Below are 4982 nucleotides of genomic sequence, written 5' to 3'. Positions count from 1 at the left end.
GCGGTCGGTCGGTGCCATCGAACCGTTGATCGGCACTGAAGGCTTCTGGTAGTTGTGCAGCAGCGGTAGCAGCGAGTACTGGCGTTGCCGCTCCGGCAGGCCCCGCATCGTCTGCTCGAACCGCCGCAGCCATTCGCCGTAGTCGGCGATGCGCTGGATCCCATAGCCGGCCTCGATCAGCCAGTCGACGTACTCGTCGAGGCCGATGCCGTCGTCGTAGGGGTTCATCACGTGGTACGTCTGGAACCCGTCGCCTCGAGAGACGTCGTCCAGCACCTGCGTGCCCAGCGTGGAGATCGCCGCGGCGATGAACTCCACCGGCAGGCCGTCGTAGTGCGAACGCTGGCGGTTGCCCTCGGCGTCCAGTTCGTAGAACGAACCGGGCGCGACACCGGTGGCGACCAGGCTCAGCATCAGCCGGGTGAACATGTCCGGCAGGTTGAGCTGGCCGGCGTAGGTGGTGTCGGCCAGGATCATGTCGCAGCGGAACACCGCCACCGGCAGGCCACACAGGTCGTGCGCCTCGCGCAGCAGCACCTCGCCGGCCCACTTGCTGGTGCCGTAGCCGTTGGCGTAGTTGTCGTTGATCGCGCGGGTCGCGCTGATCTGCCGGATGTCGGCGTCCTCGACGAACTGGCCGGGCTTGATCTGGTCGCCGACGCCGATCGTCGACACATAGGTGTACGGCTTGAGCTTGGTGGTGAGCGCGATCCGGATCAGTTCGGCGGTGCCCAGCGCGTTGGGGCCGAACAGCTCGCTGTACGGCAGCACGTGGTTGACCAGGGCGGCCGGGTCGACGATCAGGTCGACCGTGTCGGCCAGCCGCTGCCAGGTGTGCGGGTCCAGGCCGAGGTTGGCCTCGCCCTTGTCGCCGGCGATGACCTCCAGGTGGTCGGCGGCAAGCTCCCGGTAGTGCGCCAGCAGCTTGGGGTCGCCGCTGTCGAAGGTTTTGTCCAGCCGGCCGCGGGCCTCCGCGTCGGACTTGGCGCGGACCAACGCAATCACCTTGCCGTCGACCATGTCCATGCGCTCGAGCCATTCCAGCGCCAGGTAGCGACCCAGGAAGCCGGTCGCGCCGGTTAGCAGCACCGTCCGCACCTCGCTGGTGGGCTTGGGCAGGCTGGGCGCGGCGGCCAGCGTCTCGGCCTCGAGGAACTTGTCCAGTGTCAGGTCACCGGCGTGCACCTCGGTCGCGTCACGGCCGTGCACGGCGGCGAAGGTGGGCCGCTTGGTGCCCTGGCGCTCGCCCTCGATGTAGTTGGCGATGGCCTGCAGGTCGCTGGCCGGGCTGACGATGACGCCGACGGGGACGTCGATGTCGAAGATCTCGCGCAGCAGGTTCCCGAACGTCAACGCCGACAACGAGTCTCCGCCCAGGTCGGTGAAGTGCGCGTCGGGCGTCAGCTCGCTGCTCGCCGTGCCCAGCATGGCCGCGGCGGCCCGGCTCACGGTCTGCAGCACGGGCGCGTTCGCGCCGTTGCGCCGCAGTTCGGCCAGCTCGTTGGCCTGTCCCTGGGCCAGCTCGGCGTAGAGCTGCTCGAGCCGCTCGCCGTAGTGCTGCTTCAGCTTCGGCCACGCCAGCTTGCGGATCCCGGTCAACAGACCGTTCTCCAGGCTGAACGGGGTGGACTCTATGATGAAGTCGCGCGGCACCTCGTAGGACTGCAGGCCGGCCTGGCGCGCGACGTGCTGCAGCGAGTCGGCGATCTTGGGCTTGAGGCTCTCCTGGTCGCCCGAGGCCAGCGCCTCCTCCGTCGGGACCACGACTGCCAGCAGGTAGGGCTGGGAGCTGTTCCCGTAGACGTAGATCTGGCGCACCAACGGGCTGTTGCCGAACTCGGCCTCCAGCTTGGCCAGGGTCACGAACTCGCCCTGCGCCAGCTTGAGCACGTTGTTGCGGCGGTCGACGTAGACCAGCTTGTCGGGCGCGACCTCGGCGAACACGTCGCCGGTCCGGTAGTAGCCGTCCTCGTCGAACACGTTGGCCGTCGTCTCGGCCCGCTTGTAGTAGCCGGGGAACATGTTCTCGGTCCGCAACAGCAACTCGCCGCGGGGGTACGGCCGGTCGGTACCGAAGTAGCCCAGGTCCGGCACGTCGACGAGCTTGTAGTCGATCACCGGCGGGCGCTGGATCTCGCCGTCGAACAACACCATGCCGGCCTCGGTGGAGCCGTAGCCGTCCATCAGGTGCATCTCGAGCAGCGATTCGACCCAGGTGCGCAGTTCGGGCGAGGTGGGCGCGGAGCCCGTCATCGCGAAGATGTAGCGCCCACCCAACAGGTACTGACGCTGGTCTGCGAGAACTTGCGCCTCGACCGCTGCGCGGTCGCCGCCGTCGGCGAGCCGCCGTTCCACCAGGCGCTGGAATTCGCCGAACAGGGTCTCCCAGATGCGCGGCACGAAGTTCAGCTCGGTCGGCCGCACCAGCTCGAGGTCCTCGAGCAGGGTCGAGAGGTCGCTCTTGGCGGCGAAGTAGGCCGTGCCGCCGTTGCCGAGCGTGCCGTAGAGGATGCCGCGGCCCATGACGTGGCTCATCGGCATGAAGTTCAGGGTGATTGACGCGGCGCTTTCGCCGAACCAGTTCCTGCTGCCCCGGCGCCAGATCTTGGCGACGTTGCTCTGCGGGTACATCGCGCCCTTGGGCGCGCCGGTGCTTCCGGAGGTGTAGACGAGCAGGGCCAGAGGGTCGGATTCCTCGCTGGCCGGGAGCGGCGCGTCCGGCAACGCCTTGCCGCGCTCGAGCACCTCGGCGAGCGTTTCGACCACGACGTCGGTGTCCGCGAGCCGGGTGCGGGCGGTCTCCACCGCCTCCCGCTCGTCGTCGACCTCGGGGTGGTAGTCGAACACCACCAGCCTGGCGGGCCGGTAGCCGCTCAGGATCAGCTCCACGGCGTCGGGCAGCTGGTTGGCGCTCGCCGCGATCACGGTGGGCTCGGTCTCGGTCACGATCGGCTGCAGCGACGTCAGCGACGCGCTGGTCTGCAGCGGGACCGACACCGCACTGATCGTCGCCAGCGCCATGTCGATGGTGGTGTAGTCGACGCTGTTGAAGCCAAGCACGCAGACCCGGTCACCGGTGTGCACCTCGTCGTCGGACCAGGCGCGGCCGAGCGCGGAAACCCGCTCGCCGAGCTCCCGATAGGTCAGCGTCTCGAACCGGGAAAGCAACTCCAGCCTGGTGCGTCCGCTGGCCGGGTCCTTGACGAACTCCACCGCGCGGTGCGCCAGCGCCGGCCGGTCGGCATACCCCTCGAGCACGGTCCGGATCACCTGCGGGAGGCGCAGCCCGGGCCGCTCGAGCGCCGATTCGACCGCCGGGTCGGGGCGGGCGGCGGCGAACTGGGGGTCGTTGGCGGTCAGGTCCTCGATGCGGCGCTCGAGCCGCTCGTCGTGCTTGGTGGTCGACATAGAAATTCCCTCGCAATGAAAGATATTGAGTCTTCTCGCGCCGATGCGCTGACCATTAGAACGTTAGCTAAAGTAACGGTATTCCACCATGGCCGCGCCGCGGCGCAAGTTGTGAGATTGCCCACCCGGGCCGGTCGACCCCGTCTTACAGGGCGGCCAGCAATCCCGCCAGGACGTCGATGCCCTCGTTCAGCAGCTCGTCGCTGATGGTCAGCGGCGGCAGCAGCCGGATGATGTTGCCGAACATGCCGCACGTCAACACGACGACGCCGGCGGCATGGGCCGCCTTGGACAGCTTCTGAGTCAGCTCCGCGTCGGGCTCGGCGGTACCTGACTTGACCAACTCGATGGCGATCATGGCGCCGCGGCCGCGCACCTCGCCGATCCGGTCGTCGCCGGCCTGCAGGCGCAGCAACGGCTCGGTGATCAGCCGTTCCAGTTGCCGGGCCCGCTCGATCAGCCCGTCACTTTCGATCGTTGAAATGGTGGCCAATGCTGCAGCACAAGCGATCGGGTTGCCACCGAATGTGCCGCCCAACCCGCCGACGTGCGACGCGTCCATGATCTGCGCCCGGCCGGTGACCGCCGACAGCGGCAGCCCGTCGGCGATGCCCTTGGCGGTGCAGATCAGGTCGGGTTCGATGCCCTCGTGTTCGCACGCGAACATGGCGCCGGTGCGCGCAAACCCGGTCTGCACCTCGTCGGCGATGAACACCACGTCGTTGTTGCGGCACCAGTCGAGCAGGGCCGGCAGGAATCCCTCGGCCGGCACGATGAAGCCGCCTTCGCCGGCGATCGGTTCGATGATGACCGCGGCGAGGCTGTCGGCGCCGACCTGGCTCTCGATGACGTCGATCGCCCGCGCGGCGGCCTTCTCCCCGTCGGTGGCCAGCTCCTTGTCGAGAAGCCCGTCCCGGTACGGGTAGGACACCGGGGCCCGGTAGACCTCCGGCGCGAACGGGCCAAAGCCGCTCTTGTACGGCTTGGACTTGGCGGTCAGCGCCATCGCCAGGTTGGTGCGGCCGTGGTACGCGTGGTTGAACGCCACGACGGCGGGCTTGCGGGTGTACGCGCGGGCGACCTTGACGGCGTTCTCGACGGCTTCCGCACCGGAGTTGAACAGCACCGAGCGCTTCTCGCCGGAGCCCGGCGTGATCCGGTTGAGCTCCTCGGCGACGGCGACGTACTGCTCGTACGGCACGACCATGAAGCAGGTGTGGGTGAATTCGGCGACCTGGGCGCGCACCGCCTCCACCACCCGGGGCGAGGAGTTGCCGACGGTGGTGACCGCGATGCCGGAGGCCAGGTCGATGAGCCGGTTGCCGTCGACGTCCTCGATGATGCCGCCGAACGCCCGCGCCACGAACACCGGCAGCGAGACGTTCACCCCGTGCGACACCGCCGCGGCGCGGCGTTTGGTCAGCTCCAGCGAAGCGGGACCGGGGATTTCGGTGACCAGCTGGCGTGTCTGCTCGAGGCCGGCCACGATCTTCTCCTCACCGCGGCGCGCCTGTCACGTCGCGACTCAAGCCTATCCGGCGCGTCCCCGCCCGGCCTCTCATGTACGGCGGCGC

At 68.6% G+C, this 4982-nt stretch carries 2 protein-coding genes; both read right to left on the bottom strand.

Features of this window, described 5'->3' with window-relative positions; translation table 11 throughout:
• Positions 1-3408: carboxylic acid reductase (gene car, locus A9X03_RS25695; protein WP_068263639.1), on the bottom strand; the 3408-nt coding region annotated here is incomplete at its 3' end.
• 145 nt (positions 3409-3553) lie between these two features.
• Positions 3554-4894, bottom strand: a complete 1341-nt coding sequence (gene gabT / locus A9X03_RS25690) for a 4-aminobutyrate--2-oxoglutarate transaminase (RefSeq protein WP_068019410.1) — start codon at positions 4892-4894, stop codon at positions 3554-3556.
• Positions 4895-4982: the final 88 nt, after the last annotated feature.

Source organism: Mycobacterium sp. E1715, from assembly GCF_001667625.1.
GTDB lineage: Bacteria > Actinomycetota > Actinomycetes > Mycobacteriales > Mycobacteriaceae > Mycobacterium.
Note: the sequence above shows the minus strand (reverse complement) of the source record. Positions and strands in the feature narration are given on the sequence as shown.